Here is a 24533-nt window from a genome sequence, read left to right on the forward strand (position 1 = left end):
TCAGGACGTATAGGCTGGTCCTGAACCGACAGGAGGGTGTGCTTTATGTGGCATCGACGCTTTATTTGCCTCTGGGCGGGTCAGACATTGGCCAACCTTGGGGATGTATTTTATATTGTCGCGTTTATTTCGGTCATGTATGCTGCAACTGGTTCTGTCATGTACACGGCGTTCATACCGGTTGTCATCGTAGCTTCGCAATCTGTGAGCAGCTTGTTGGCTCCGCTAGTGTTTCAGCGTTTGTCGTTGACGGGCATGCTCGTGCTGTCGCAAGGCTTGAAGACGATACTTTTGGCTATAGCCTCATTAGCTGTCAGCAGCGGTGTGGGAGAGCAGGGAGAGTGGATCTGGCTGTTGTTCGGATTGGGGTCAACCATCGCCTTTATGGATGGATGGGCAAACCCTGCACGAAACGCCATGGTGCCGCAGTTGGTAGGACGAGAAGATCTGATGCGAGCGAATGGTTTGCTTGCCACCTCAGATCAAACGGTTCATTTTGCTGGCTGGGCCGCAGGCGGATTACTCGTTTCGTGGTTGGGAGCGGGTGTTGTTCTGTGGGGGACGGTTGGTGCCTATATAGTGGCAACGATCACGATGACAGGCATAGCACCGGCAAGCGAAAAGCTGCGAGAAGAACAGGCAGCTGGGGCGACAACCAACTGGCTCACTGGATGGAAAGCCATTCGCGATGTACCTGTCCTGCGACTGCTGGTCGCGATGGATGTCGTGATCGGCTTGTCCGGTGGTGTGTGGATCGCTGCGATTATGCTGCCATTTGTCCTCAATGTGCTTGGACAAGGAGAAGAATGGTGGGGCTATATCAATGCCGGTTACATGCTTGGAGCCATTGCGGGTGGGACGCTGCTATTGATGTATGCGGAGCGGATGCGGCGTCATTTATTTCGTTGGATCATTTGCGGTACAATTGGCGTCGGATTTTTTACCTTTTGTTTTGGCAGTAGTACGAACGCTCTGGTGGCACTGTTGTTTTCGTTTGCGTTGGGACCGTTTTTGGAAATGGTGCATGTAAGCAAGCAGACGCTTTTGCAGCAAGAGACGGAGGAATCAGTACTGCCCTATGTCCTGTCAGCAAAGGTGACGATTGAATTACTCGTTTTTGGTACTTCTGCCCTAGTGATGGGTGCTATCGCTGAATGGCTGGGAGTCCGGGCTGTTTATTATGTATCTGCTGGATTGCTACTCATCGCTTTTCTTTTGGCGTTGCGCTTGCAAAAAAAGCAGAAGGATCATACTAGTGGGGTTTCCGTTAATTAAACATGAAACAGGCTGTCTTATCCGTAGATTTTTCTACTGGTAAGGCAGCCTGTTTTGAAGATTGCTGTGCTGTGGGTAACGGTGCCGCTCATCAGCGTAAAATAAGGGACATTTATTGTTTAAGGTTTGAGTAAGCTAGATTTTCTCCCTACAATAAAGAGGAGTGAACATTAGGAGTAAGGATGGGTGAGCACATGAACATTCTCGTATTACATGGTAGTTCAAGAGACGCAGGGAATACGGAGCAATTGACAAATGTAGCATTGGAAGGCGTGCAGCACACCAGTATCCGTCTGCGAGAGAAAAACATTCGCCCGATTCACGACCAGAGGCATGACGAAGGAGGCTTCGATTCAGTCACGGATGATTACGATGAAGTAACGGAAGCGGTGCTCGCCCATGATTTTCTCATTTTCGCTACACCGATCTATTGGTACGGCATGTCGGGGCATATGAAAAACTATGTGGATCGCTGGTCGCAGAGCTTGCGAGACAAGCGTTATTTCTTCAAAGAATCTCTCGGGAAAAAGCAAGCATATGTCATTACGACTGGCGGAGACCAGCCCAGATTGAAGGGGTTGCCACTTATTCAGCAGTTTCAGTATGTTTTTTCTTTTGTCGGAATGCCATTTGCGGGCTATATCATCGGGGAAAGTAACAAACCCGGTGATGTATTGTCAGATCAACGGGCAGTAGAGGAAGCAAAGATTTTAAATGCGTGGCTGAAGGCCAAACAATAGCGGATCGTACGACAAAAGACCGGAAGCAATTCCGGTCTTTCGCTTTGTCATCTTTCACGAATTAGGAGGTGAAGCTATCAAAGTTCGGTTATGGTACCAGAATGGAACAGACTTCTTCGAACACCCTGTGCATCATAGGTATAATGGGTATAGACCAGCATTCGATTAAAATCAGCAACCTGGCTGACCGTGTAGACTTCTTCCAGCCAATACATAAAGTAAACGCAAGGAGCTATTTCTACGTAATTGAATGTATAGTAACCTTGGAATCCTTTATGCGGTCCAGCAATCCCTTCATCATGTCGATGAGTAGCGTCAAAGAAATGAATGATAAATACATTGCCATCATCATAATCGTAGCGAAAGGTCTTACCAGCGTATAAAGGGAGTCGATGACTGTATTGTACATATTGAAAATTTGAATAATGCATATCATACTCCTCCTTTTGTATGCAATATATGTCAAATGTAGGCGTATGCTCTGCGTGGAATACAAAAAAACAGCGGCCAGTCTAAGACGTTATTTTCAGGTCTTAGGTAGCCGCTGTTATTTTATGTAGGGTCAGTCTAATCTAGAAAACTATTTTCCACCAAGGTGACGCAGGATCGCCATCAAATCGAGCTCACCCAGCCCTGATTCCAGTGCATGACGATAGGTGGCATTGACGGATTCCGCCAATGGTGTAGAAACGCCTGCTTCATGCGCCAGTCGAAGGTCCTTGGCCATATGCTTCAGGGCAAAGGCAGCTGGATAGGCGTAGCGGCCTGATTTCCCATTCCTTGCTTCAAATGTTTGCAAGTTTCATATAATGCTCATAACCGGCATCTACACAAGCTGTTCATTTTTGCTTTTTCAGCTTTGTATTGTACCTATCCTTTTGATTAAAAAAAGTAATATCAGCATAGCCCGCAAATATTTTTCCGGAGTGTTTTACATCTTTTTCAATAAAGTACCTATCGCCTTTAGTATAAATATTTTTTACACCATTTATGGTTAATTCAATCTTGCCTTCAAGCACGATGCCCCATTGACTTTCGTGCGAGTGTTCTGGCAAATCAATATCCTCATTAAATTGCATAAAAATTATTTGGTGATTCTCTCCTTGGGAAAGGTATGCTTGATAATTGGAAAAAGGCATATCTGCTTCTGGAAGGTTGCTAATCGGCTCTGGAAATAAATTTGACATATGTTACCCTCCTTGCAATTTGCATTATATAAATAATTTTTAGTTCAACTCAGCTCTACAATTTTCTGTTCCCTCTTAATACTCATTCTACCACATAAATCCAACCCTGTCATTTCCGTTTCATCCTTCGCTTGCCTTTAGGAATATTCAGATGCTTGGATTTTTTCAATATGTTAATCAATGTCTGAAATTCCTCCGGCGTCAGTTTTGTATAGTCTATTCCCAACTGGCGGCACATCACAACGACTTGCTGTATCGGCTGCGGGAAGATTTACACCACCGAACTGGAAGCCCTTGCCTATCAGTAGATGGTAAAAAAGCTGGCAAGCTACAAGACACTGACGGGACGGAAAAAGGCGGCAAAGGGTAACCCGAAAATCACCGCCTTGCAAGTGAAGCTTGTCCGTGTGGACAGCGAAATTGAAAAGCTGGTGGACAGCCTTACCGGGGCAAACAATGTCCTGCTCTCCTATGTGAATGTGAAGATAGCGGAACTGGACAGCCACAAGCAATCTCTTGTCAAAGAGATTGCGGAATTGACGGTGGAAACCATCAGCCCGGAACAGGTACAGCAAATTTCCGGGTACTTGGACACATGGGAAACCGTCAGCTTTGACGATAAGCGGCGAGTGCTGGATTTGCTGGTTACTACTGTGGAAGCCACCAGCGACAAGATGAACATTACATGGAAAATCTGGCGGGCAGTATACCTCCCGTCACACCGTTACCTGTGTAGTCCCTTGTAAACTGTACTTTGTTGTTGGACAAGTATCTTCAAAGCAGCGTGCTTGGATTCTGTCATCGCAAACAACTCGTCAAATCCAGAAGGAAGCGTCTTGTCCAGAACACGCAAGCCTTCCTCGGTAATGCCACCTTTGGTAGCAACACGCTCGATCAACTGGTCGAAGCTAAGCTGTTCGTTTTTGAGCAAAAGAGCGGTTCCCAGCATCGTTTCCACCAGCATGCTTCTCGCAGTATCCAAGTCAAGCTCTGGTGTTTTGCGAACGGCAGCCTGCGCGAACGAATCAAGAATCCCTGCGATCAGTCCTGGGGCACTACTGGTGAGGATCGTCGCTGTTTCGATCTCGACTTCGGATACTTCCTGTGGTTGACTAATGGAAGACAGGAGGGTGAGAAGCTCATTGCGATCCTCTATACTTGTTCGACTGCTGCATGTAAATAGAGATACACCATGCAGCTCTTGCGAAGTGACGGTAGGAATTACCTTGCTCACAGCACCTGCATGGACGATTTCCAAATCCTTGATGCTAACACCTGCTGCTACAGAAACGATATGTACACTTTCAGGGATAGACAACTCACGCAATACAGGCAGGATATCCAGTGGCTTTGTGCAGAGAAAGACCAGCTTTGCCTGGTCGCACACCTCTTGCGCACTTTCGGCTATGAGAATGCCATGTGATGCTTGCAGATTTTCAGCCTTTTCTCTTGTTCGATTGAAGACGGTGATATGCTCGGGCTGGATCACACCGCTTTTACAGAGTGATTTCACCAGCATTTGACCCATACTGCCTAGTCCAATGATTCCAATTCGCATGTGCAAAACCCCCCGTTTTATTGTAACGTAGGCTCATGAAAAAAGGTACAGCCTCCCATGTGAGAGAGCTGTACCTTTGATGTTTCATTTAACAGATTAGTCGTCAGAGCTTCGGAAAATCATGATATACTTCGCCAATTCCAGAACAGAGATCAGAGCGGCAGCTACGTACGTCAGAGCGGCTGCACCCAGTACTTTGCTTGCGCCGCGTTCTTCTTCATTGCGGATGAAGCCCATTCTGATCATCAGTTCTTTTGCACGGCTACTTGCGTTAAACTCGACAGGCAGTGTGACGAGCTGGAAGGCAACTGCTCCGGAGAAGAAGATAATCCCGATCAACAAGAGGCCAGCCATTTTAAAGAAGAAACCAGCCAACAGCAGCAATGGCGCCACACCGGACACCAGGTTGACTACTGGGAAAATGCGGTGGCGAGCTACCAGCATCGGGTACGAGACCTTGTGCTGAATCGCATGGCCAACCTCGTGACAAGCAACGGACAGAGAGGCAATCGAGTTGCCGAAGTATACAGGATCAGACAGGCGTACGACACGGTCAGTCGGGTCGTAGTGGTCGGTCAATGTACCTGGGATGTGTTGAACAGGAACGTTCGTCAAGCCGTTGGCATCGAGCATGCGGCGGGCGGCCTCTGCACCGGTTAGACCGGAGGAGGTAGGAACTTCGGCGAATTTGTTAAAAGTTCCTTTCACACGGAACTGTGCCCAGAGCGACAGTCCGAATGCAATCAGAATCAAGAAATCCATAGGATGGAAAAACATTCCACACTCACTCCTCGTTGTAATCTATGAAAACGAATGTTGCTAAGCCATACATGTAACCTTACTACTACATTCTGTCCCATATTCATGTATACGAATAAGTCCTATGGCAGTTTCACTAATTTATTGTACATTCTCTGACCATTATTGACAATGTTGCCGCATGCCAAAAAAACAGACACATTCCTCGTCAGTATGATTGAGAATGTGTCTGTTTTGATACTTATCTGTCGTGATTTTGGGTTTTATGATGCTCGGTTTTTCGCGGGGTTTGAAAGCCCTTCACTTCGAGCATTTTACTGCTCATTTTAGAATCCAACGTCTTTTCAGGAGCCTGCGGATATGATTTTTCACCTTTGGACACCGAAATATCCTCCTCGAAAACATAATCGCGAACAGGCTTATTATTTCCACGGAAGGATGCGAAAGGACGTGGGAATGGTTTACAGCTGAGAAAAGGCGCGGTCTACAGCTGCGATGGTGAATTGAATGTCTTCTTCTGTATGAGCTGTCGTCACGAACCAAGCTTCATATTTAGATGGTGCCAGGCAAACACCTTCGTTCAGCATCAGCTGGAAGAAGCGAGCAAATACTTCTCCATTCGCTTTCTGAGCTGCATCGTAATCATGAACAGGCTCGTCCGTAAAGTAAACAGCCAATGCCCCTTTTACACGATTGAGCTGGATGGTTACGCCGTGTTTGTTTGCCGCTTCGATGATTCCGTTCGCAAGCATAGCGCCCAGTCTTTCGAATTCATCGTACACGCCCGGCTGCTTCAATACCTCCAGGCAGGCAATTCCCGCACGGATGGAAGCAGGGTTACCAGCCATTGTTCCTGCTTGATACGCAGGTCCGAGTGGCGCGACCTGCTCCATGATTTCCCGACGACCGCCATAAGCACCGATTGGCAGACCACCGCCGATAATTTTTCCCAATGCAGTCAGATCAGGCTCAACTCCAAGGAGGTTTTGTGCTCCGCCATAGCAGAAGCGGAAGGCCGTGATGACTTCATCGTAGACGACAAGTGCGCCCGCTTCGTGCGTAATGCGGTTAACCTCTTCCAGGAAGCCAGGCTCAGGCGTTACGATACCGAAGTTGCCGACAATCGGCTCAACGAGGACGCAAGCCGTTTCGCTTCCCCATTTACTCATAGCTTCTGCGAATGCCTCGATATTATTAAAAGGTACCGTAATGACTTCGCTGGCAATGCTTTGTGGTATGCCTGCACTGTCCGGAATCCCTAGGGTAGATGGCCCGGAGCCCGCAGCAACGAGGACCAAGTCAGAGTGGCCGTGGTAGCAGCCTGCGAATTTGATGATTTTGACACGCCCGGTATAAGCACGTGCTACACGAATGCAGGTCATGACTGCTTCTGTACCGGAGTTGTTGAAGCGAATGCGCTCCATCGAAGGAATTGCTTCGCGGATCATGTTTGCAAAGGTAATTTCCCATGGAGTAGGCGTACCGTAAAGGGTTCCGTTGGTGGCAGCTTCGCAAATCGCGTTGGTCACATGTGGATGTGCATGGCCAGTAATGATGGGGCCATATGCTGCTAAATAGTCAATATATCGATTGCCGTCCACGTCCCAGAAATACGCGCCCTGGGCACGTTCCATCGTTACGGGTGCTCCCCCGCCTACAGCCTTGAAAGAGCGGGAAGGGCTGTTTACCCCGCCTAGAATGACGTCGAGTGCTTGCTCGTGCAGTTGCGCGGATCGTTCACGTTTCATGCATGTTCCCTCTTTTCTTTTGGAAAAAGTCCTTCATTATCTTACCACAGCACTTCAACAACTGGATATGAACGGAGAGCTATAGATGAAGGAAAGGAAAAATGATACAATTTTCAAGCAAATCACTCCATGGGTAAAGGCGGGAGCATCATGAAACTTGAGTGCATCTCCATGAAAGGAAGCGGCAAAAGCAATGAGGACGCCTATGTGATTCAGCAGGTCAAGCATGTGTATGCGGTCATCGATGGCATTACGTCGCTGGTCCCGTATGAGAACGCAGCAGGACAGACAGGCGGAGCTATCGCGGCTGAGCTTATAAAAAAGCAGCTGGAAGCAATCCCTGAGGATGCAGTTTTGCACGATTATATGGAGATGATAAACGAAGCACTTCGGGAGCAGATGAGGCAAAGCGGCATCGATCTTGAGAAAAAGGAAGCATTGTGGGGAGCGGCCTGTGCAGTCGTCCGTGTAAAAGATGCCCAAATCGAGTACGCGCAGTTGGGAGATTGCATGATATTTGCCGTTTATGATGATGACATGGTAAGACCCCTGACCCATACGCAAGTCAGCCATTTGGAACAGGCGGCCTTGGCGAAGTGGGAAGAAGGAATCACCGAAGGATTGTGTACCCGAACAGAGCTGTACGAACGATGTATGGGCATCTTGATCCATAACCGCTATCAGGCGAATGGACCAGGGGGCTACGGTGTGTTGAATGGCGATGTTGCCTGTCGGAATTTTATCGAGTATGGACGCATGAATCGGGTTGGCGTGAAGGCGTTGGTGCTGGCAACGGACGGTCTGTTCATGCCGAGAGCTTTAGGGGGAGCACAGCCGGAGTGGGAAGAAACGGTGCTGCCGATCGTACATAAAGGGCTGCAACGTTATACAGACGAGCTCATTTCTCTAGAAAACAACGATCCCGAATGCATCCACTATATTCGCTTCAAAAAGTCTGACGACAAAACGGGCATGATCCTTTCTCTTCATTAACAGTTTGATGCAGTTTACCTTTTGCACAATTCGATTAGCTCATATACACTACAAATGGTATTTAAGCGAAGAAAAAAGGACGGTTTTCCATGATTCAAGTAAATCATTTACAAAAGGATTTCCGCATCCATCAGTCCAGACCGGGCCTTGGTGGTGCTTTTCGTGATTTGTTCAGTCGGGAGTACAAGACGGTAAAAGCAGTGGATGACCTTTCCTTTACAGTAGAGGAAGGGGAAATGTTCGCGCTGATTGGGGAAAATGGTGCTGGGAAATCGACCACGATCAAGATGCTGACCGGTATCTTAACTCCGAGCGATGGCGAAATCGTCATTAACGGCTTCGTGCCTTTCAAGCAGCGGGAAGAGTATGTTCGTTCTATCGGAGTTGTTTTCGGGCAGCGCTCTCAGCTTTGGTGGGACCTATCTCCACTAGAGTCCTTCCGTCTATTGAAAAGCGTTTATAAGGTTGACGAAGCAGAAGGAGAAAAGTGGCTGGAGCGTTTGATTGAGGAGCTGGAAATTACTCCATTCGTCAGTCAGCCAGTGCGCAAGCTGAGTCTCGGACAGCGGATGCGCTGTGAAGTGGCTGCTTCGCTGATTCATAAGCCACGTCTGCTGTTTCTCGATGAACCGACAGTTGGACTCGATGTGCTCGTTAAGCAAAAAATCCGTGAGTTTCTCCGCAATCTGAACGAGACGGAAAATATGACGATCTTGTTGACGACTCACGATATGTCAGACATCGAAGCTCTCTGTAAACGTGTGCTTGTCATGGACAAAGGGAAGCTGATCTTCGATGGCTTGCTGAATGACCTCAAGGAAAAATGGGGCAATGGCACTGAGGTGTCCTTCCAAATGAAAAAGCGCACTTCCGCAGCCGCACTCCGTCAGGCATTGGGAGAGATGCCTTGTGAGATCGAGCAAATCAATGATTTTACCCTCAATGTAAAAGTAGCGCGAAGTCAGGAAATGCTGCCCTTTGTTTTGTCGACGGTCATGTCATCGTTTGAAGTCAGTGACGTGAAAATCGAGGAGACGAGCACAGAGGATATCGTTCGCAACATTTATTCCTCAGACCAAGAGGTAGCCAGCCATGCGTAAGCTTTATATGGAACTTATCCGCATGAGGTTTTTGACGATGCTTGCCTATCGTGTGAACTATTACAGCGGGATCATTATCTACGCGATCAACATCGGTGCGTACTACTTTTTATGGGGAGCGATATACGGAGGCCAGCCGCAGCTGGGCGGGCTAACGGTGGAACAGATGACTTCCTACGTCGCGATTGCTTGGATGTCACGGGCGTTTTATTTTAACAACATCGATACAGAAATAGCCCAGGACGTCCGAGAAGGCAAGGTCGCGATCGAAATGATACGCCCCTATAATTACTTGTCCGTGAAAACGGCGCAGGCGTTTGGGGAAGGGATCTTTCGCTTTCTCTTTTTCGCGGGTCCAGGAATCTTTCTTATCAGCCTGATCATTCCGTTCAGCTTCCCGGCTACAGCGACCGGATGGGGGCTTTATTTGCTCAGCTTGATGTGTGCGTTTTTGATCAATACACAAATCAATTTGGTGACAGGCTTGTTGACTTTCTTCCTGTTCCGAAACGATGGCATGATGCGCGCCAAGCGGGTCGTAGTGGATCTGATGTCTGGTCTCGTGCTGCCGATCAGCTTTTTCCCCGGTTGGGCGCAAACGGTAATGGGCTATCTTCCATTCCAGGCGGTCAACTACTATCCGAGCCTGATCTTCACAGGTGCGATTTCAACGGAACGCTCTTGGGAATTGATCGGTTTTCAGTTCATCTGGATGTTTGTCATACTGGTCCCCATCTTGGTGATGTGGCGTCTTGCCCGCAACAAGCTGGTTGTGCAAGGAGGGTAGAGCATGCAAAACATGAGACATATTTTTAGTATTTTTGCCGACTACCTAAGCCAGTATTTCAAGACGAGACTTGCCTATCGAACGGATTTTCTCGGAGATTTTGTGTCCAATCTGGTTTCTGAGTTGATCAATCTCGTCTTTATTGTTGTTGTGTTCACTCATGTTCCGCTGATGGGGGATTGGACGCGTGACGAGATTATCTTTATCTATGGTTTCTTTTTGGTTCCATACGCATTGTTCTCGATGTTCTTCGGTTTTTGGGACTTCAATGAACGGTATATCATCCGTGGCGAGATGGATCGCATCCTGACGAGACCGATTCACAATCTGGCGCAGGTGTGCCTCGAGTCGATTGCGCCTGACCGCATTTTTGGCGTCATAACCGGAATCATCATCATGGGGTATGCTGCCGTTCAACTCGATTTGTCGTTTTACTGGTACGACGTGTTCATCTTTATCGGGCTCTCGATCAGTGGGGCACTGATTTACGGTGGCGTGTATACCGCGATTGCTGCGGTTAGCTTCTTTTCCGACTCGCGAACAGGGATTGCCCCGATGATTTACAACATCCAGCAATATGGGCGCTATCCGGTAGATGTGTACAACAAGGCTATTCGCTTTGTGCTCACCTACGTGCTGCCGTTTGCCTTCGTGGGTGTTTATCCAGCGGCTTACTTTTTACGCAAGGAAGTCTGGTACACGTATGCGGCAATGACGCCGGTAGTTGCTGTTATTTTCTTCGGGATTGGGCTTCTTGTTTGGAACTGGGGTGTTACGAAATATCGGGGAGCTGGTTCTTGATGATTTATAATCCGAAATCGATGTTGCAATATTAGATGTAACGAGATATAGAAGCATAAAGTAAAAAACGACCGTCCCGGCTGCAACCGGAACGATCGATACAATAGGCGCTTCCCGCATAGGGGGCGGCTCAATTCTTGGTGTGAAATAGACCGCAGAGCTGGTGAACTCAAGGGCGGTCTATTTCTTTTTGGTCAAGGTAACAACCAAGCCGATTAAAGCGACCAGGAACAACCCAAACTGAAAAGCAGTCCGAGTGTTTCGTTCGTTACCACAGGCCTCACCCCCTTTTAAATGGGGATGAGCCTTATTCGCATTAAACTCATCGGAAAAATAAACAAGAAGTGTCGAGCTGGCAGTTTCCTCTATTGTCAAATCAAAAAACAGCAGTATAATATGCTGTATACAACTACACATTCCTTCGGGGCAGGGTGAAATTCCCGACCGGCGGTGATCATGCTTTATGCATGTTAAGCCCGCGAGCCTCCCGAGCTGATAGGTAGCGACGGAGTGCAGGATCTGGTGTGATTCCAGAGCCGACAGTACAGTCTGGATGGGAGAAGGATGACGACAGTACGTTTATCACACGTGCTTGTTTGCCTGTGCAAACGGGATGAGAACGTAGAGGCCAGCCCTCTTGTTTCTTGTACCTTTTATTTGCGCATGGTTTGTCATACGCTTGCAAATGCCCTGTGGAACTTTTAGCCACAGGGTTTATTCTGTTTGTGTAACAAGACGTGTGAGCTTACAACGACTGTTGCCATTCCTCAAGAAGGAGTAGAACAATGAGGAGATGGTAAACATGAAAGAAACAGCGCTGCATTCTTCGCGCACACGTGCAACCCAAAAGCTGGTGACGATTCCCATGCTGGCGGCGGTTGCATTTATTCTGCAGTATCTCGAGGTTCCTGTTCCGCTGATGCCAAGCTTTTTGAAGCTCGACTTCAGTACACTCCCGGCATTGATCGGGGGGCTCATGTACGGACCTGTAGCTGGCGTTATTATCGAGGTACTGAAAAATACACTGCATATGCTCTTCAAAAATACAGACGGTCTGTTGATCGGTGAGCTCGCAAATGTCGTAGCAGGATCAAGCTTTATTTTTGCGGCTGTCTACATGCAGCGTCTCGGCCAAGGCAAAAAAGGCTTCCTGACTGGTCTGGCTCTAGGAACGATTTTGATGACGATAGTCATGGCTGTAGCGAATGCTTATGTGCTGTTGCCTGCGTACGCTGTGCTTTATCAAATGCCGATTGAACAGCTCTTGTCCATGTTCAATGCGACAAGTATCTGGTCATTGGTTCTGTACGGAATCGTACCATTCAATCTTTTCAAAGGTGTTATGATTTCAGTGGTTGCATATCCGATCTACGTGAAGCTCGGCTCCAGAATCGCTGCGCGAACCAACAATTGACAACCACGACATGACTCGCTAATATGTTTACTTAATAGAAAGTCATAAAAGGCTATGAAAGGACCCGCAGCTATACCCACGTGACAGAGAGTCGGCCCTAGTCTGGAAGGCTGATACGTAAAGGATAACTGCACCCCATCCTGAAGCCGCTGGTGAAGAACTGAGCCGGATGCCCACCGTTATCGGGTTATTGAGAGGGCTATGGCGTCTGCTGTAGTCAATCAGGGTGGTACCGCGGAAGTTAATCCTCCGTCCCTTTTTGGGATGGGGGATTTTTTGCATTTTACGTAAGAACAAAAAGGAGCGTAGACGGATGAAAGAGGACAAAGCGTTTGTAAAAGAAATTACACCGCAATCGGAGGATTTTTCGCGTTGGTACATTGATGCCATCAAAAAGGCGGATTTGATGGACTACACACCAGTACGCGGCTGCATCGTGTTCAAGCCGGATGGCTTCGAGCTATGGGAGCGAATTCAAGAGGTGATGAATAAGCGCTTCAAGGAGACAGGGCATCGCAATGCCTATTTCCCGATGCTAATCCCCGAGTCTTTCTTTCAAAAAGAAAAAGAGCATATCGAGGGCTTTAATCCCGAGCTGCCTTGGGTAACAGAGGCCGGGGGTGAGCCGCTAGAGGAAAAGCTCGCGCTACGTCCAACCTCCGAGACGATCATCGGACATATGTATAGCCAATGGATTCAGAGCTATCGTGACCTGCCTGTATTAATCAACCAGTGGGCAAACGTGTTTCGCTGGGAGAAGCGGACGATGCCGTTCTTGCGGACATCAGAATTTCTTTGGCAGGAAGGTCACACGGCACATGCGACAGAGGAAGAAGCTCGTCAGGAAACGATGCAAATGCTAGAGATTTACCGAGAGGTCGTCGAGCAGGAGCTAGCCATTCCGGTTTGGAAGGGACAAAAAACACCAAGTGAACGCTTTGCTGGTGCTGTCGACACGTATTCCATTGAAGCGATGATGAAGGATGGCAAAGCAGTGCAAGCGGGCACCTCGCACTATTTGGGCGATAAATTCGCGCGCGGCTTTGAAATCAAGTTTTTGGATCGTGACAATCAATTCAAGTACGTTCACACCACATCATGGGGAACCTCTACGCGACTGATTGGTTCGATGATCATGGTGCATGGCGATGACCGTGGTCTCGTGTTGCCACCTCGCATGGCTCCGACACAAGTGATTATGATCCCAGTCGGTCCGATGAAGCTGCGCGAGAAGGTCATGGAGGCGTTTGATCCACTCTTTGACGAGATTAAGGCTGCAGGTGTGCGTGTCCGTGCTGATCTTCGCGAAGAAACGCCAGGCTGGAAGTTCAATGAGTGGGAAATGCGTGGGGTTCCTCTGCGTCTGGAGCTCGGCCCGCGTGACGTGGAAAATGGTCAAGTAATTTTGGCTCGACGAGATACAGGAGAGAAGGTGACGGTTTCGCTTGAAGGTATCGCGCAAACGGTTGTTCAACTGTTGGAAGAGATTCAGCAAAATATGTTCCAAAAAGCGCTAGCCTTTCGGGATGAGAACTCCCATTTGGGGATCGATACACTGGAGCAGCTATCCGCTCATATTGCCAAAAACGAGAGCGGAAACAAAACGAGTGGATGGGTATTAGCTGGCTGGTGTGGGGATGATGCATGTGAATCGAAGATCAAGGAAGAAACGAAGTTCACCTCCCGCAACATCCCGTTTGAGCCTCCTGTACAAAAGAAATCCTGCATTTGCTGCGGCAAAGAGTCACAGCATAGTGTCTGGTTCGGTAGGGCGTATTAATCAAACAAAGGGTGTGTCCACGCTTTGGCGGCAGGGCACACCCTTTTTTCATCTAGCGTCCGAGTATCCAATCAGTAAAAGCTCGAACATCCGTAAAGTGGTAGTCAGGCTCGGGAGCGAATTTTCCCGACTTTTGTGTAACCAAAAGCCAATCCACACCGACTGTTTGCAAACCAGCGGCACGACCAGCCAACACATCGGCATCACTGTCACCTACAAAAATGGTGTCCTCCGGTGTAGCGCCTAGTTGTTTCATAGCGGTAAAAATCCCCTCTGGGTGTGGCTTCGGATTAGTGACCTCATCCCCTGTGATTACGACGGAAAAATACTTGTCTAATCCCCATTCTCGGAGGGAGATATCAGCGCTTTTGCGGCCTTTTCCTGTCACGATCCCCATTTGGATACCGGCTGTGTGTAGTTCATCGAGCATGTTTCGGATATTTTCCGGGTTTTGTATACGAGAGTGTTCATCTGTGTATACACGATAAAAATGAGCGAGGGCGTTGTCATGCACATGGGAGGGCAGCTTGTTTTGCAAAATGCCTGTCTCTGTGGGGCCAAAGAGAGCTACAATCTGCTCGTCGGTATAATGCTCTTGTAAAAACTGCTGAAAGGTAGAGCGAAAAGCGGTGAAGATCAAGGGGAGAGTATCGGCAACTGTGCCGTCGAAATCAAACAAGATTGTCCGCATGGGAGTCCTCCTTTGATTAGAAAATAAAAGAAAACCATCGTATCTGATGGTTTTCTTGGTGACTTACTCATCCGAATCATCAAAAGGATCATCTGAATCATCTGTTGGGTCAGCTGGAGTCAATGGGAACAGGGTGTCGAAAAACTTGAATTTTCGACGACCAGATTCCTTTTTGAACCCTTTGTACTTTTGCAACAGCTCAGAGATGTCTTCGACAAATTGATTACGTTCATCTTGACTCAAATAAAATTCAGTCAAATTATAAGCGAACGTATTTTTATACTCTTTCCTAACATCTTGGTCGCTTGCGACGAAGCGATTGAGAGTTCGCATGAGGTCCTTTTCCGTAGTACGAAACGGAGTGAACATGACATCACTTAATTGTTGAGCGTTTTCTTCGATCATCAATTGGAGCTTGACCTGAATGACCTTGGCAACAGGCTCATAATATTTCTCCACAATGGAGCCTTTTACCCGGGTATCCACTTGCTCGAGCAGCCCAACACGCACGAGCTCCTTCACATGGTAATGTAGCCGTGCAGCATTTTCGCCTAGTTCTGTAGCGATTTGTTTGGCCGTTCTGGGCTCCAAATCTTCAAAGAGTTCCAAAATTTTAACCCGTTCCGCTATAGCAAGCGATTTTAGCGCTTCTGGATCTGTTACTTCATAAAACTCTTTCATGCGAATTCACCATCCAACTGACTAGGCCAAATTTTATTTTTTTTTATTCTATCCTTTTCTGAATCAAAGCGCAACTTGTATGCGGATGAAGTCACTACTAGATTGTGGTAAAATGGGACCAGCAAAAACAGGATATTATCGAGAGGAGGGAAAAGTTTGACGGCAGTAGGACAAGCTGCACCTGCATTTACTTTGCAGGCGAGCGACAATCAGACCCTCTCACTTTCCCAATTTCATGGTCAAAATGTAGTACTCTATTTTTATCCGAAGGACCAAACGCCGACATGTACCACAGAAGCATGTGATTTCCGTGACTTCCATTCGGGCTTTGCTGAGCTGAATACAGTTGTTCTCGGAATCAGTCCGGATTCTGTGAAATCGCATGATAAATTTATCGCGAAGCACGAATTACCTTTTCCACTTTTGGCCGATCCGGATCATCAAGTGGCTGAGGCTTATGGTGTGTGGGTGTTGAAGAAAATGTACGGACGAGAGTACATGGGTATAGAACGCACCACGTTCGTCATCGACAAAGAAGGCAATATCGCAAAGGTATGGCCAAAAGTAAAGGTCAAAGGACATGTGCAGGAAGTGCTTCAATTTATTAAGGAAGGGCTTCAATCCTAACGTTTATTTCGCAATGAGCAAATGGAGGAATACAGATGAGTGTATCCACGGAATATGTTGTACAAAGCTTTTGCCAATTGGCGAACATCCCAAGTCCATCCGGGAATACGGAAAAAGTAATGGCTTGGGTTGCACAAGAGTTAGAAAAGCTTGGCGTTTCTTATAAACGGACAAACAAAGGGGCAATCGTTGCAACAGTAGCGGGGGCCAATAACGAAAAGGCAAGACTCTTGACCGCTCACGTCGATACGCTGGGCGCGATGGTAAAGGAAATAAAGAGCAACGGGCGCTTGAAGCTGACCTTGATCGGCGGCTTTGCATTCAATGCGATTGAAGGAGAGCACTGCGTTGTAGAGACTAGCAGCGGTCGTCTTGTAACCGGTACCATTTTGTCCACCAAAGCTTCCGTGCATGTTTACAGCTCAGAAGCGGGGAAAGCTGAGCGCAATGAGGCGAACATGGAAGTTCGACTGGATGAAAAGGTCACAAACAAAGAGCAAGTCCTTGCGCTTGGGATTTCCGTTGGAGATTTCGTCTCCTTTGATCCGCGAGTGACGGTAACGGATAGTGGCTTTATCAAGTCCCGCCATATTGACGACAAAGCAAGCGTAGCTGTGCTGCTGGGGGTTCTGAAAGAACTGAGTGAATCCGGCTTGAAGCTGCCTTACACCACGCACTTTTTTATCAGCAATAACGAAGAGATCGGCTACGGTGGCAACTCCAGCATCCCTGACAACGTGGTGGAGTACCTGGCTGTTGACATGGGAGCGATTGGGGACGGTCAGACGACAGATGAGTATTGCGTGTCCATATGTGCGAAGGATTCCACAGGACCTTACCACTACGGATTGCGTAGCCATCTGACCAAGCTCGCACAAGCGAACGGTCTGAACTACCAAGTGGACATTTATCCTTACTATGGTTCTGACGCAAGTGCTGCGTTGAGAGCCGGATATGACGTTGTCCATGGCTTGATTGGACCGGGAGTAGATGCTTCCCACTCCCATGAACGTACACATAAAGAAGCGCTCGACAACACGGCAAAGCTCGTGATGGCCTACCTTCAATCGAAAGAAATGCAAGCATAGGAGGACCAGATGAGCAATATGTATCAATGGGCTGACTACTATGACCTCACGCAACGCGGTGTTACGGGTGATGTTGAGTTCTATCTGGAGCAAGCCAAGCTGGCAGGCGGCAAAGTGCTGGATCTCGCTTGCGGCACCGGAAGAATCAGCATTCCTATGGCGCAGGCTGGCATCGACGTTACCGGAATTGACCTATCCCAGGATATGCTGGCAAGGGCTCAGGTAAAGGCTGAGGAACAAGGTGTGACATCCGGCTTGAAGCTATTGCAAGGGGATATGCGCGCCTTTGATCTGCAGGAGTCATTTTCACTGATTATGATTCCTTTTCGGTCGTTTTTGCACCTTTTGCATGTTCAAGAGCAAATGAAGGCATTAACGTGCATTCGCAAGCATCTGGCTCCAGGCGGGAAGTTCATCATGAACGTGTTTGTACCCAAGATCCATCATTTTTACGAAGAAAATGAAAAAATGTCCTTGCGTGGCACCTATCCACTCCCGTCAGGAGAAGAGGTTGCGATGTGGGATTACACCCGCTATGACCACTTTCAGCAACTGTCCGAAGTGACACGCATATACGAGCGTACGGATGCACAGGGAGTTGTGACGGAACGGGTGAAGGGCCGATTTACCCTCCGCTACATTTTCCCTGCGGAGCTCCATCATCTGCTTCGTTTAAATGGTTTGAAGGTTACACAGCGATACGGTTCTTTTGCAAAGACGCCTTTTGATGCAAATAGCTCAGAATTGATTCTGGTCGCAGAGGCTTTGTAAACGGAACCTGTGGAGGGGATATGGAATGAAGATTTATACAAAGTCAGGGGATAAAGGTGAGACGTCACTGGTTGCAGGTGTCCGCGTGCCTAAGTTTGCGGACCGTGTAGAGGCATACGGTACTTGCGATGAAGCCAACTCGCAGATTGGATTGGCACTGGCTCTGTTGCCTGCGACAGAAGAATGGAAGGAATTGCAGGATGTGTTCCATGTCATTCAGACAAAGCTGTTCCATGTAGGAGCTGAGCTTGCGACGCCAGAAGGCAAGAAGGTCGGTTGGCCGATTGCAGAAGAGGACGTTACTTTTCTGGAAGAGCAAATTGACATGCTAGATGCAAAGTTGCCGCCTCTCACCAATTTTATTTTGCCTGGCGGACATCCAGCTGCGGCTGCCTTCCATGTTTCGCGTACGGTCGTCCGACGTGCAGAGCGCAAAGCTGTTCATGTGGCACAGCAGGAGCAGGTAAACCCGTCCGTGGTCAAATACCTCAACCGACTGTCCGATTATCTGTTCGTTGTAGCTCGTCATATTAATAAAGGGACAGGTGCAGTAGAAAAAACACTGCATGAATAGGCAAAAGCCCCCTGGGATCGAGCAGGGGGCTTCCGCTTTTTATTTGGTACGCAGGTAAGAGGTGATTCCCGGCAGAAAATCGATTTTCTCTGTATGAAAAGTCTCGTAGAGAAGCTTTCCATCCTTACATGCGTTTCCTTCTAGCAGCATAGTGAGCTGCGTGTTGGTAATCGGGAAAAATGGAAATCTCTCCATCATATTTACCACAGGCTTCATGAGAGCGAGGGGAATGTGGATTTTATTGACCTTTCGTTTTCCAATGGCCTCGCCAATCGTATCGAGAATTTGTCCGTAGGAGAGCCGTTCGGGTCCACCTGTTTCGTAGGTTTGATTGGTTGATTCCGGTCTGCTCAAGGCTTGGACGAATACATCCGCCACCGTCTTGCGAGCAACTGGCTGCAAAGGGTAAGAGCCATCACCAATGACTGGTGTGACAGGTAACCGCACCAGATCGGCGAGCATGTTCACGAATTCATCCCCAGGGCCAAAAATAACAGATGGACGGAAAATGACATACGGAATACCGCTTGTTTGCACAAGCTGCTCTGCTTCGTATTTGGTTCGATGATAGGCGCTCGTGGCGTTTTTGCGTGCACCAAGAGCACTCATATGGACAATGCGCTTGATTCCAGCTTGCTTGGCGGCGTCCAGTACATTTTTTGTACCTTCTACATGGATACGAGAAAAGCTAATGCCTTTCCCCGGTTGTTCGCGAATAATTCCAACGAGGTGGATGATAGCATCGCAGCCTTGCATTGCTCTCATCAATGATTCTTTATCAAATAAATCGCCAGTTGCTTCCGTAACATGTGGATTTGCGGTTTCGGTGAAGGGAAGATTACCTGTTGAACCAGCTCTGGTGAGGCAAACCGTCTCATATCCTTCTGCCTGCAAGCGCTCGAGTATACCTCGTCCAACAAAACCTGTGGCACCAGTCAGGAATACTTTCATGGAAAACCTCCTCCCGTTAAATACTTCCAGATTTCATTGTACAACAGTTGCAGTCTCCGGTGCTATCGATCGCTGTGTTGACCAAGGCGGTATAATGTAGGGAAAAGGGGGATATATTTATGGCACAACGCAAAGTACCTGTGGCCGACATTTTGGATAATTTGCAGCAGCTTTATCCGGATGCGCACTGTGAATTGAATTATACAACCCCGTTTGAACTTCTCATTGCGACCATTCTTTCGGCCCAATGTACAGATAAACGGGTGAATGAGATTACCGCACCCATGTTCCAGCAACTAAACCAGCCGGAGCATTACCTTCATTTGACACAGGAAGAAATGGAAGAGCATATAAAAGGGCTCGGGTTGTATAAGAATAAGAGTAAAAACATTTTAGAGACCTGTAGAATCTTGTACGAAAAATACAATAGCGAAGTTCCACAAACGCATGCCGAGCTCGAAGCATTGCCGGGGGTAGGGAGAAAGACTGCAAATGTCGTTTTGTCTAATGCATTCGGGATTCCTGCGATTGCGGTGGATACGCATGTATTCCGCGTAGGAAACCGGTTAGGCCTTGCGAATAGCGACAATGTGGACGAAGTGGAGCGTCAGCTCATGAAGCGCATTCCGAAAGAGAAGTGGACGGATGCACATCATTGGCTAATCTGGCACGGCAGACGTGTATGTTCGTCGCGCAATCCACAGTGCGGTAGCTGTACACTTCAATCCATGTGTAAGTTTGCACAGGCTGAAGCCAAAAAAGCCAAAAAACCTGCAACCAAAAAGCCTGCAAAAGCAAAGTAAAAAACTTGATTTTCCACTTCTTTCTGTTCAAATCGAATGAATGGATATTGACAGTTTTCGCCGACTAGACGTACACTTATTTATAGTAATTCTAATCAATGACATTAGAGAAGCTTGTTCTTTTGTCTTGCGAAAGACTGTGGGGTGTAACAAGATGGTACAACGTGTGGAGAAAGCTGTTGAAATCCTGAAGAATACCGGGGTTCGCATGACACCACAGCGCCATGCAATTTTGACCTATTTGCTGGAAACGATGACTCACCCGACGGCTGACGAAATATATAAAGCCCTTGAAGGCAAATTCCCGAATATGAGCGTTGCAACGATTTACAACAATCTACGAGTCTTTAAAGATGCTGGATTGGTTACAGAGCTCACTTACGGGGATGCGTCCAGCCGATTCGATGCCAATGTGGAAGAAGATCATTATCACGCGATCTGTACCACCTGTGGGGCAATCAGTGACTTCCACTTTCCGTATTTGCGGGATGCAGAAGTAGCTGCTTCCAAGGACATCGGCTTCAAAGTAACCGGACATCGTATGGAAGTTTATGGCGTTTGTGATTCCTGTCAAAAGAATCCCCACTAAGAATGTATTTGATGGATGAGCACCTCCTGCTTGAATCGGATAATCCCGGTGATGCAGGAGGTGTTTGTTTTTGGAGGACATAACCCTTTCTGTCGATATCTGTAACCTTTTGGCTTCTCGTACGTCTTCTTTTTGGTAGAAGCTTGTCCGTGATTTACCAGAATACAAAAGGTTGTGAATGTATTGAACCAACGCTATGATCGAAATAATGAGTCAAATCATACAGCCCAAGTCAGAAGACAGGCTTATGTACCGGGAAGCAGGTGGAGATTATGAGCAGGGGGGCAGGTAGAGCTCTGCGACCAAGACGAAGAAAAAGAAGGGCTTTTGGCAGGTTGTTTTTATTAAGCTTTTTCTTGTTGGCAATCTTTGGCAGCATTTACTGGTTTTTTGTACTCCGTGCCTCAACTGAGCATGTGCAGCCGTATGATGGTGATAAAAATGTGATTGTATACGAAGGCTCGCGGAAAGAGTCTACGTATTTATTGGAATCAGAGCAAATGTTGTTGCCCTTTGATTTCATTAAAGAAAACATTGATCCAGCGATTTTTTGGGATGAACCTACACGTTCCGTTATCGTCACGACGAAGGATAAGGTGCTTCGGATGGAGAGCGGAGAAGTTGTCGCTTATCTGAACAAAAAACCTGTGGATTTACTCGTTCCGGTGAAAGAGGTCGACGGCACACGCTATGTCCCTTTAGATCCTTTGGAAAAGCTGTACCCGTATTCTTTTGAGCGAAAAGCAGACACGGGTGTTCTGGTCGTCGAAAAAGAGGGCTATGAAATTCAGCAAGCGAAAGTAATCGCTGCGGAGGAAAAACAAGCAGTCCGCACTGGTGCTTCTCACCGAACTCCGATTGTAGCAGAGCTGTCTGCGGGTGAAGTTGTCGACGTTCTTGGCAAAAAGGAAAACTGGTATCACGTTTTGACGGCTTCGGGAGTAGGAGGATTCATTTCAGAGAAAAGTATTGGAATGACTGATGTGCGCAAAGTCCAGCTGGAGCATACGACTGCTACCGGACAACAACACGCTGCCTGGAAGCCTGAGGGAAAGATCAACCTCGTATGGGAGCACGTCGTCAGTAAAAATCCGGATGTTTCAAAAATTGGTGCATTACCAGGGGTAAATGTAGTTTCACCTACTTGGTTTGAAATGAAGGATGCAGAAGGAAAACTATTGAATAGGGCCGACCCTGCATACGTCAAATGGGCCCATAAGAGAGGCTACAAAGTTTGGGGGCTTGTTACAAACGGGTTTAATCCAGATTGGACCAAGTCCGTTCTCAGTAGCTATGACAAGCGAGATCAATTAATTGCCCAGCTTCTGTACTACGCTCATCTATACGATCTCGATGGCATCAACATCGATTTTGAAAACGTGTATTTAGAAGAGAAAGAGGAGCTCGTACAGTTTGTTCGCGAGCTGACGCCGTATCTCCATCAGCAAGGACTGACCCTTACCATAGATGTGACGATCAAGTCAAACGCGAAGCAATGGTCCATGTTCCTGGATCGGAAAGCGTTGGCCGAAGTCGTCGATTATGTTGCGGTGATGACGTATGATGAACATTGGGCAGCGAGTCCAAAAGCTGGTTCCGTCGCATCATTGCCATGGGTGGAGCGGGGCTTGCAAGGAGTGCTGGAAGAAGTCCCTAACGAAAAACTGTTGCTGGGTGTGCCGTTTTACACACGCTTATGGACGGAAGCGAAGCAGGCTGATGGAACCGTGAAGGTGAGTTCCAAAGCTTATTCCATGACGAAAGCGCAGGAATGGATCAACGAACGCAAGCTGACGCCAGTTATGGATGAAGCTTCAGGTCAACATTACGTGGAGTATAAAGATCCGAATGATGGCAATGTCTATAAAATGTGGATAGAAGATGTGACGTCAATGAAGAAGCGTATGGAGATCGTTAATAAGTATGACTTGGCGGGTGTGGCTTCTTGGCGCAGAGGTTTTGAGGTGCCGGAGATCTGGGAAGCAATTGACGAGACTCTGAAATAAAAGACAGACAGCTTTCACGAAAGAAAGCCACCTGCACCCCGAATGCTGGGGAATTGGCAGGTGGCTTTTTACGTATAGTTGAAAGGAATCATATTATGTCTGGTTTTGCTGAGGATGTCCGTCTTCTAGGCGTAAAGGTTGTCCACAAAACATACAGGCGTCTTCTTTTCCCAACATCTTCGTGACTTTTTGGCATGAAGGGCATTGCACCTGTGGAGCTGAAGTGGAGACCATCCCGGAAATCATAAACAAGACTGTACTGCCCATTGTCAGAATGAACCCGATGATCAAAAGCAGCGTCATAAAAATGTAAGAGCCTTTTAAGAGGTTTCCAAGTAAAGGAATAAAGTCCAAATAACCTGCAAAAAATGCGTACCCTGTATACATCAGCAAAATGCCGATTACCATGCTCCAGTTGCCCCATGTGCGCATGCGTTTGATCTTGCTCAGGCGTTCTGTATTTTTCATGATCATTCCTCCTACCCTATAGTATAGCATACAAAGGATTTGTCTGTTGACAAGCAGGAAACCGACAAGACTTGTAGAATCCATAAGTTCAACCCAGGGGGCAGGGAGGAACAGGGTATGACTTTAAAGCAGACGTATCTGGAAAATCTCCAGCAGCGTTTGGATGTGCAAGCGGTGCTTGTTTTAAATGATTCGGATATGCTAGTCCCATTTCGCGAGGGAATCTTTTATTTCGTCGTAGTAAATGAGCCCCAAGCAGATGGTAAAATCCGTCGCATGCTATTTCAGGAACAAGTGATCATCGAGCAGCAAATCAGCACGTGGCAACTGGAGAAGGGAGCCATTTGCGGTTTGGATGAACGACTTGCCGAGATGCTTCGAAGGGCAGAAATTGTTTGGGACAAAGAGCATTATATGAAACAAATGAAGCTGCGCCTGGCTAGTTTGTCATCTTCTCTTCAGAAAAAACATATTTGTAAGGAGTATTCCCAAATCCTTCGTTTTTTTCACGAGACAAAAGAGTTTTTGCAGCAAGGTATGATGCTGGATGCACATCACTCTGCCATTCAAACGATTCACTATTTGGCTCGTCTCATTGTATATGAAGCGGGAGATCATCCTCAGCCAGCTTTATGGACGCAAGTCAAACAGATAGATCCTTCTATATATAAGTTGTATGAGGAGCTGTCTTTTAATGCGGAAGCATTGGAGAAGCGAATTGAACTACTTGTACTGGCAATTGAATTTTGGATCGCATCGAGAACAAAGGAATCTGTTCGATACCTGGTTGAGCTCATGGAGACGAAATCAGGGCCTTGGCGTTTGGAAGAGCTGATGAATCATCCAATGATTCAAGAGGCAGAAATCGAGATTCCTCTTGTGATAGATAAGATGCTTCAGCGCTTGTTGATTCAAGAGATTGTATGCAAGGATGGGGAAAAGGGCGACAGAGAAACAGGTTTTATTTTAATGGGATAAAAAACTTTTCAATTAGTGTTGACTTTCGTCTGTGATCCATGCTATATTAACAAACGTCGCTGCTGCGCTAACGCAGTACGGCTGAGAAAAAAGTTTTAAAAAACACTTGATTTTATAAGTGGTTATGTGATAAATTAAGAAAGTCGCCTCTGGGCGACGAAACA

Annotated in this window: 28 protein-coding genes and 1 riboswitch; of the genes, 17 read left to right on the forward strand and 11 right to left on the reverse strand. The window is 47.4% G+C overall.

The genetic code is table 11. From position 1 onward, the window contains the following. Positions 1-45: 45 nt before the first annotated feature. Both HP401_RS26905 and HP401_RS26910 read left to right on the forward strand, forming a co-directional pair. Complete coding sequence (locus tag HP401_RS26905) at positions 46-1275, forward strand: MFS transporter (protein WP_173607248.1); 1230 nt, start codon at positions 46-48, stop codon at positions 1273-1275. Positions 1276-1469: 194 nt separating this feature from the next. Further along, positions 1470-2015 (forward strand): flavodoxin family protein, encoded by a 546-nt coding sequence (locus HP401_RS26910; RefSeq protein WP_173607249.1) that lies wholly within the window; start codon positions 1470-1472, stop codon positions 2013-2015. 77 nt (positions 2016-2092) lie between these two features. Here HP401_RS26910 and HP401_RS26915 read toward each other — a convergent pair whose 3' ends face one another. The 3 genes from HP401_RS26915 to HP401_RS26925 all read right to left on the reverse strand — a co-directional run bounded on the left by HP401_RS26915 (position 2093) and on the right by HP401_RS26925 (position 3202). Further along, complete coding sequence (locus HP401_RS26915; protein ID WP_173607250.1) at positions 2093-2446, reverse strand: MoaF-related domain-containing protein; 354 nt, start codon at positions 2444-2446, stop codon at positions 2093-2095. A gap of 149 nt (positions 2447-2595) precedes the next feature. Further along, entirely contained in the window at positions 2596-2814 is a 219-nt protein-coding gene (locus tag HP401_RS26920) for an NAD-binding protein (RefSeq protein ID WP_254457204.1), read from the reverse strand. A gap of 40 nt (positions 2815-2854) precedes the next feature. Further along, positions 2855-3202, reverse strand: a complete 348-nt coding sequence (locus tag HP401_RS26925; protein ID WP_012684775.1) for a cupin domain-containing protein — start codon at positions 3200-3202, stop codon at positions 2855-2857. Positions 3203-3510: 308 nt separating this feature from the next. On the opposite strand from HP401_RS26925, the gene HP401_RS26930 reads away from it, so the two are divergent. Then, a complete protein-coding gene (locus HP401_RS26930) occupies positions 3511-3948 on the forward strand; it encodes a hypothetical protein (protein ID WP_173607251.1) in 438 nt (145 codons plus the stop codon). On the opposite strand, the gene HP401_RS26935 is transcribed toward HP401_RS26930, so the two are convergent. The 4 genes from HP401_RS26935 to HP401_RS26950 all read right to left on the reverse strand — a co-directional run bounded on the left by HP401_RS26935 (position 3927) and on the right by HP401_RS26950 (position 7267). Next, a complete protein-coding gene (locus HP401_RS26935; RefSeq protein ID WP_173607252.1) occupies positions 3927-4760 on the reverse strand; it encodes a pyrroline-5-carboxylate reductase family protein in 834 nt (277 codons plus the stop codon). The two genes, HP401_RS26930 and HP401_RS26935, sit on opposite strands and share 22 nt — an antisense overlap. A 96-nt stretch (positions 4761-4856) precedes the next feature. Continuing rightward, positions 4857-5537 (reverse strand): zinc metallopeptidase, encoded by a 681-nt coding sequence (locus HP401_RS26940; protein WP_016742767.1) that lies wholly within the window; start codon positions 5535-5537, stop codon positions 4857-4859. 223 nt (positions 5538-5760) lie between these two features. Further along, on the reverse strand, positions 5761-5901 hold the full coding sequence (locus HP401_RS26945; RefSeq protein ID WP_012684780.1) for a hypothetical protein: 141 nt from the start codon (positions 5899-5901) through the stop codon (positions 5761-5763). A 79-nt stretch (positions 5902-5980) separates the two neighbouring features. Continuing rightward, positions 5981-7267, reverse strand: coding sequence for a glutamate-1-semialdehyde 2,1-aminomutase (locus HP401_RS26950; protein WP_173607253.1), 1287 nt, complete (start codon positions 7265-7267; stop codon positions 5981-5983). 150 nt (positions 7268-7417) lie between these two features. Between HP401_RS26950 and HP401_RS26955 the strand changes: the two genes are divergently transcribed. The 6 genes from HP401_RS26955 to proS all read left to right on the forward strand — a co-directional run bounded on the left by HP401_RS26955 (position 7418) and on the right by proS (position 14142). Further along, a complete protein-coding gene (locus HP401_RS26955; RefSeq protein WP_254457205.1) occupies positions 7418-8260 on the forward strand; it encodes a protein phosphatase 2C domain-containing protein in 843 nt (280 codons plus the stop codon). An 89-nt stretch (positions 8261-8349) separates the two neighbouring features. Beyond that, positions 8350-9360: an ABC transporter ATP-binding protein gene (locus HP401_RS26960; protein ID WP_173607255.1), complete on the forward strand. Its 1011-nt coding sequence runs from the start codon at positions 8350-8352 to the stop codon at positions 9358-9360. Further along, positions 9353-10147 (forward strand): ABC transporter permease, encoded by a 795-nt coding sequence (locus HP401_RS26965; protein WP_087349779.1) that lies wholly within the window; start codon positions 9353-9355, stop codon positions 10145-10147. The genes HP401_RS26960 and HP401_RS26965 overlap by 8 nt, the downstream gene beginning before the upstream one ends. Positions 10148-10150: 3 nt before the next feature. Then, the gene (locus tag HP401_RS26970; RefSeq protein ID WP_375140441.1) at positions 10151-10948 is read left to right on the forward strand and encodes an ABC transporter permease; all 798 of its coding nucleotides are present in this window, start codon (positions 10151-10153) and stop codon (positions 10946-10948) included. A 413-nt stretch (positions 10949-11361) separates the two neighbouring features. Next, positions 11362-11517, forward strand: a riboswitch (FMN riboswitch). A gap of 233 nt (positions 11518-11750) precedes the next feature. Further along, positions 11751-12362 (forward strand): ECF transporter S component, encoded by a 612-nt coding sequence (locus HP401_RS26975; RefSeq protein WP_012684787.1) that lies wholly within the window; start codon positions 11751-11753, stop codon positions 12360-12362. Between the two features lie 313 nt (positions 12363-12675). Beyond that, complete coding sequence (gene proS / locus HP401_RS26980; RefSeq protein ID WP_173607256.1) at positions 12676-14142, forward strand: proline--tRNA ligase; 1467 nt, start codon at positions 12676-12678, stop codon at positions 14140-14142. Between the two features lie 52 nt (positions 14143-14194). On the opposite strand, the gene HP401_RS26985 is transcribed toward proS, so the two are convergent. Together HP401_RS26985 and HP401_RS26990 are read right to left on the reverse strand one after the other, a co-directional pair. Beyond that, the gene (locus HP401_RS26985) at positions 14195-14833 is read right to left on the reverse strand and encodes an HAD family hydrolase (protein WP_173607257.1); all 639 of its coding nucleotides are present in this window, start codon (positions 14831-14833) and stop codon (positions 14195-14197) included. A 63-nt stretch (positions 14834-14896) separates the two neighbouring features. Then, positions 14897-15514, reverse strand: coding sequence for a winged helix-turn-helix domain-containing protein (locus tag HP401_RS26990; RefSeq protein ID WP_012684790.1), 618 nt, complete (start codon positions 15512-15514; stop codon positions 14897-14899). A 156-nt stretch (positions 15515-15670) separates the two neighbouring features. On the opposite strand from HP401_RS26990, the gene bcp reads away from it, so the two are divergent. The 4 genes from bcp to HP401_RS27010 are packed head-to-tail and all read left to right on the forward strand — an operon-like array spanning position 15671 to position 18574. After that, complete coding sequence (bcp, locus tag HP401_RS26995; protein WP_173607258.1) at positions 15671-16141, forward strand: thioredoxin-dependent thiol peroxidase; 471 nt, start codon at positions 15671-15673, stop codon at positions 16139-16141. Between the two features lie 35 nt (positions 16142-16176). Then, positions 16177-17229, forward strand: a complete 1053-nt coding sequence (locus tag HP401_RS27000; protein WP_173607259.1) for a M42 family metallopeptidase — start codon at positions 16177-16179, stop codon at positions 17227-17229. 9 nt (positions 17230-17238) lie between these two features. Further along, positions 17239-18000, forward strand: a complete 762-nt coding sequence (locus HP401_RS27005; protein WP_142498337.1) for a class I SAM-dependent methyltransferase — start codon at positions 17239-17241, stop codon at positions 17998-18000. A 25-nt stretch (positions 18001-18025) separates the two neighbouring features. Beyond that, on the forward strand, positions 18026-18574 hold the full coding sequence (locus HP401_RS27010; protein WP_173607260.1) for a cob(I)yrinic acid a,c-diamide adenosyltransferase: 549 nt from the start codon (positions 18026-18028) through the stop codon (positions 18572-18574). A 39-nt stretch (positions 18575-18613) separates the two neighbouring features. On the opposite strand, the gene HP401_RS27015 is transcribed toward HP401_RS27010, so the two are convergent. Next, positions 18614-19525 (reverse strand): complex I NDUFA9 subunit family protein, encoded by a 912-nt coding sequence (locus HP401_RS27015; RefSeq protein WP_173607261.1) that lies wholly within the window; start codon positions 19523-19525, stop codon positions 18614-18616. 119 nt (positions 19526-19644) lie between these two features. Between HP401_RS27015 and nth the strand changes: the two genes are divergently transcribed. From nth to HP401_RS27030, 3 genes are all read left to right on the forward strand, one after another. Then, positions 19645-20328: an endonuclease III gene (nth, locus tag HP401_RS27020; RefSeq protein ID WP_012684795.1), complete on the forward strand. Its 684-nt coding sequence runs from the start codon at positions 19645-19647 to the stop codon at positions 20326-20328. Between the two features lie 154 nt (positions 20329-20482). Beyond that, positions 20483-20917: a peroxide-responsive transcriptional repressor PerR gene (gene perR, locus HP401_RS27025; protein WP_012684796.1), complete on the forward strand. Its 435-nt coding sequence runs from the start codon at positions 20483-20485 to the stop codon at positions 20915-20917. A gap of 272 nt (positions 20918-21189) precedes the next feature. Continuing rightward, positions 21190-22923, forward strand: a complete 1734-nt coding sequence (locus tag HP401_RS27030) for a glycosyl hydrolase family 18 protein (RefSeq protein WP_173607262.1) — start codon at positions 21190-21192, stop codon at positions 22921-22923. 93 nt (positions 22924-23016) lie between these two features. Here HP401_RS27030 and HP401_RS27035 read toward each other — a convergent pair whose 3' ends face one another. Then, on the reverse strand, positions 23017-23391 hold the full coding sequence (locus HP401_RS27035) for a YgzB family protein (RefSeq protein ID WP_012684798.1): 375 nt from the start codon (positions 23389-23391) through the stop codon (positions 23017-23019). A gap of 117 nt (positions 23392-23508) precedes the next feature. On the opposite strand from HP401_RS27035, the gene HP401_RS27040 reads away from it, so the two are divergent. Then, positions 23509-24369 (forward strand): hypothetical protein, encoded by an 861-nt coding sequence (locus HP401_RS27040; RefSeq protein WP_173607263.1) that lies wholly within the window; start codon positions 23509-23511, stop codon positions 24367-24369. Positions 24370-24533 lie beyond the last annotated feature (164 nt).

Source organism: Brevibacillus sp. HB2.2 (assembly GCF_013284275.1).
Lineage (GTDB): Bacteria > Bacillota > Bacilli > Brevibacillales > Brevibacillaceae > Brevibacillus > Brevibacillus brevis_D.

Excerpts from the sequence above, each read along its gene's own strand:
- HP401_RS26935 (WP_173607252.1), bottom strand. The coding sequence starts at position 4,760 with ATGCGAATTGGAATCATTGGACTAGGCAGTATGGGTCAAATGCTGGTG.
- HP401_RS26990 (WP_012684790.1), bottom strand. The coding sequence starts at position 15,514 with ATGAAAGAGTTTTATGAAGTAACAGATCCAGAAGCGCTAAAATCGCTT.
- HP401_RS26925 (WP_012684775.1), bottom strand. The coding sequence starts at position 3,202 with ATGTCAAATTTATTTCCAGAGCCGATTAGCAACCTTCCAGAAGCAGAT.
- HP401_RS26955 (WP_254457205.1), top strand. The coding sequence starts at position 7,418 with ATGAAACTTGAGTGCATCTCCATGAAAGGAAGCGGCAAAAGCAATGAG.
- HP401_RS27000 (WP_173607259.1), top strand. The coding sequence starts at position 16,177 with ATGAGTGTATCCACGGAATATGTTGTACAAAGCTTTTGCCAATTGGCG.
- HP401_RS26950 (WP_173607253.1), bottom strand. The coding sequence starts at position 7,267 with ATGAAACGTGAACGATCCGCGCAACTGCACGAGCAAGCACTCGACGTC.
- perR (WP_012684796.1), top strand. The coding sequence starts at position 20,483 with ATGGTACAACGTGTGGAGAAAGCTGTTGAAATCCTGAAGAATACCGGG.
- HP401_RS26915 (WP_173607250.1), bottom strand. The coding sequence starts at position 2,446 with ATGCATTATTCAAATTTTCAATATGTACAATACAGTCATCGACTCCCT.
- HP401_RS27005 (WP_142498337.1), top strand. The coding sequence starts at position 17,239 with ATGAGCAATATGTATCAATGGGCTGACTACTATGACCTCACGCAACGC.
- HP401_RS27040 (WP_173607263.1), top strand. The coding sequence starts at position 23,509 with ATGACTTTAAAGCAGACGTATCTGGAAAATCTCCAGCAGCGTTTGGAT.
- HP401_RS26965 (WP_087349779.1), top strand. The coding sequence starts at position 9,353 with ATGCGTAAGCTTTATATGGAACTTATCCGCATGAGGTTTTTGACGATG.
- nth (WP_012684795.1), top strand. The coding sequence starts at position 19,645 with ATGGCACAACGCAAAGTACCTGTGGCCGACATTTTGGATAATTTGCAG.
- HP401_RS27010 (WP_173607260.1), top strand. The coding sequence starts at position 18,026 with ATGAAGATTTATACAAAGTCAGGGGATAAAGGTGAGACGTCACTGGTT.
- HP401_RS26970 (WP_375140441.1), top strand. The coding sequence starts at position 10,151 with ATGCAAAACATGAGACATATTTTTAGTATTTTTGCCGACTACCTAAGC.
- HP401_RS27035 (WP_012684798.1), bottom strand. The coding sequence starts at position 23,391 with ATGAAAAATACAGAACGCCTGAGCAAGATCAAACGCATGCGCACATGG.
- HP401_RS27015 (WP_173607261.1), bottom strand. The coding sequence starts at position 19,525 with ATGAAAGTATTCCTGACTGGTGCCACAGGTTTTGTTGGACGAGGTATA.
- HP401_RS26910 (WP_173607249.1), top strand. The coding sequence starts at position 1,470 with ATGAACATTCTCGTATTACATGGTAGTTCAAGAGACGCAGGGAATACG.
- proS (WP_173607256.1), top strand. The coding sequence starts at position 12,676 with ATGAAAGAGGACAAAGCGTTTGTAAAAGAAATTACACCGCAATCGGAG.
- HP401_RS27030 (WP_173607262.1), top strand. The coding sequence starts at position 21,190 with ATGAGCAGGGGGGCAGGTAGAGCTCTGCGACCAAGACGAAGAAAAAGA.
- HP401_RS26975 (WP_012684787.1), top strand. The coding sequence starts at position 11,751 with ATGAAAGAAACAGCGCTGCATTCTTCGCGCACACGTGCAACCCAAAAG.
- HP401_RS26960 (WP_173607255.1), top strand. The coding sequence starts at position 8,350 with ATGATTCAAGTAAATCATTTACAAAAGGATTTCCGCATCCATCAGTCC.
- HP401_RS26985 (WP_173607257.1), bottom strand. The coding sequence starts at position 14,833 with ATGCGGACAATCTTGTTTGATTTCGACGGCACAGTTGCCGATACTCTC.
- HP401_RS26905 (WP_173607248.1), top strand. The coding sequence starts at position 46 with ATGTGGCATCGACGCTTTATTTGCCTCTGGGCGGGTCAGACATTGGCC.
- HP401_RS26930 (WP_173607251.1), top strand. The coding sequence starts at position 3,511 with ATGGTAAAAAAGCTGGCAAGCTACAAGACACTGACGGGACGGAAAAAG.
- HP401_RS26940 (WP_016742767.1), bottom strand. The coding sequence starts at position 5,537 with ATGTTTTTCCATCCTATGGATTTCTTGATTCTGATTGCATTCGGACTG.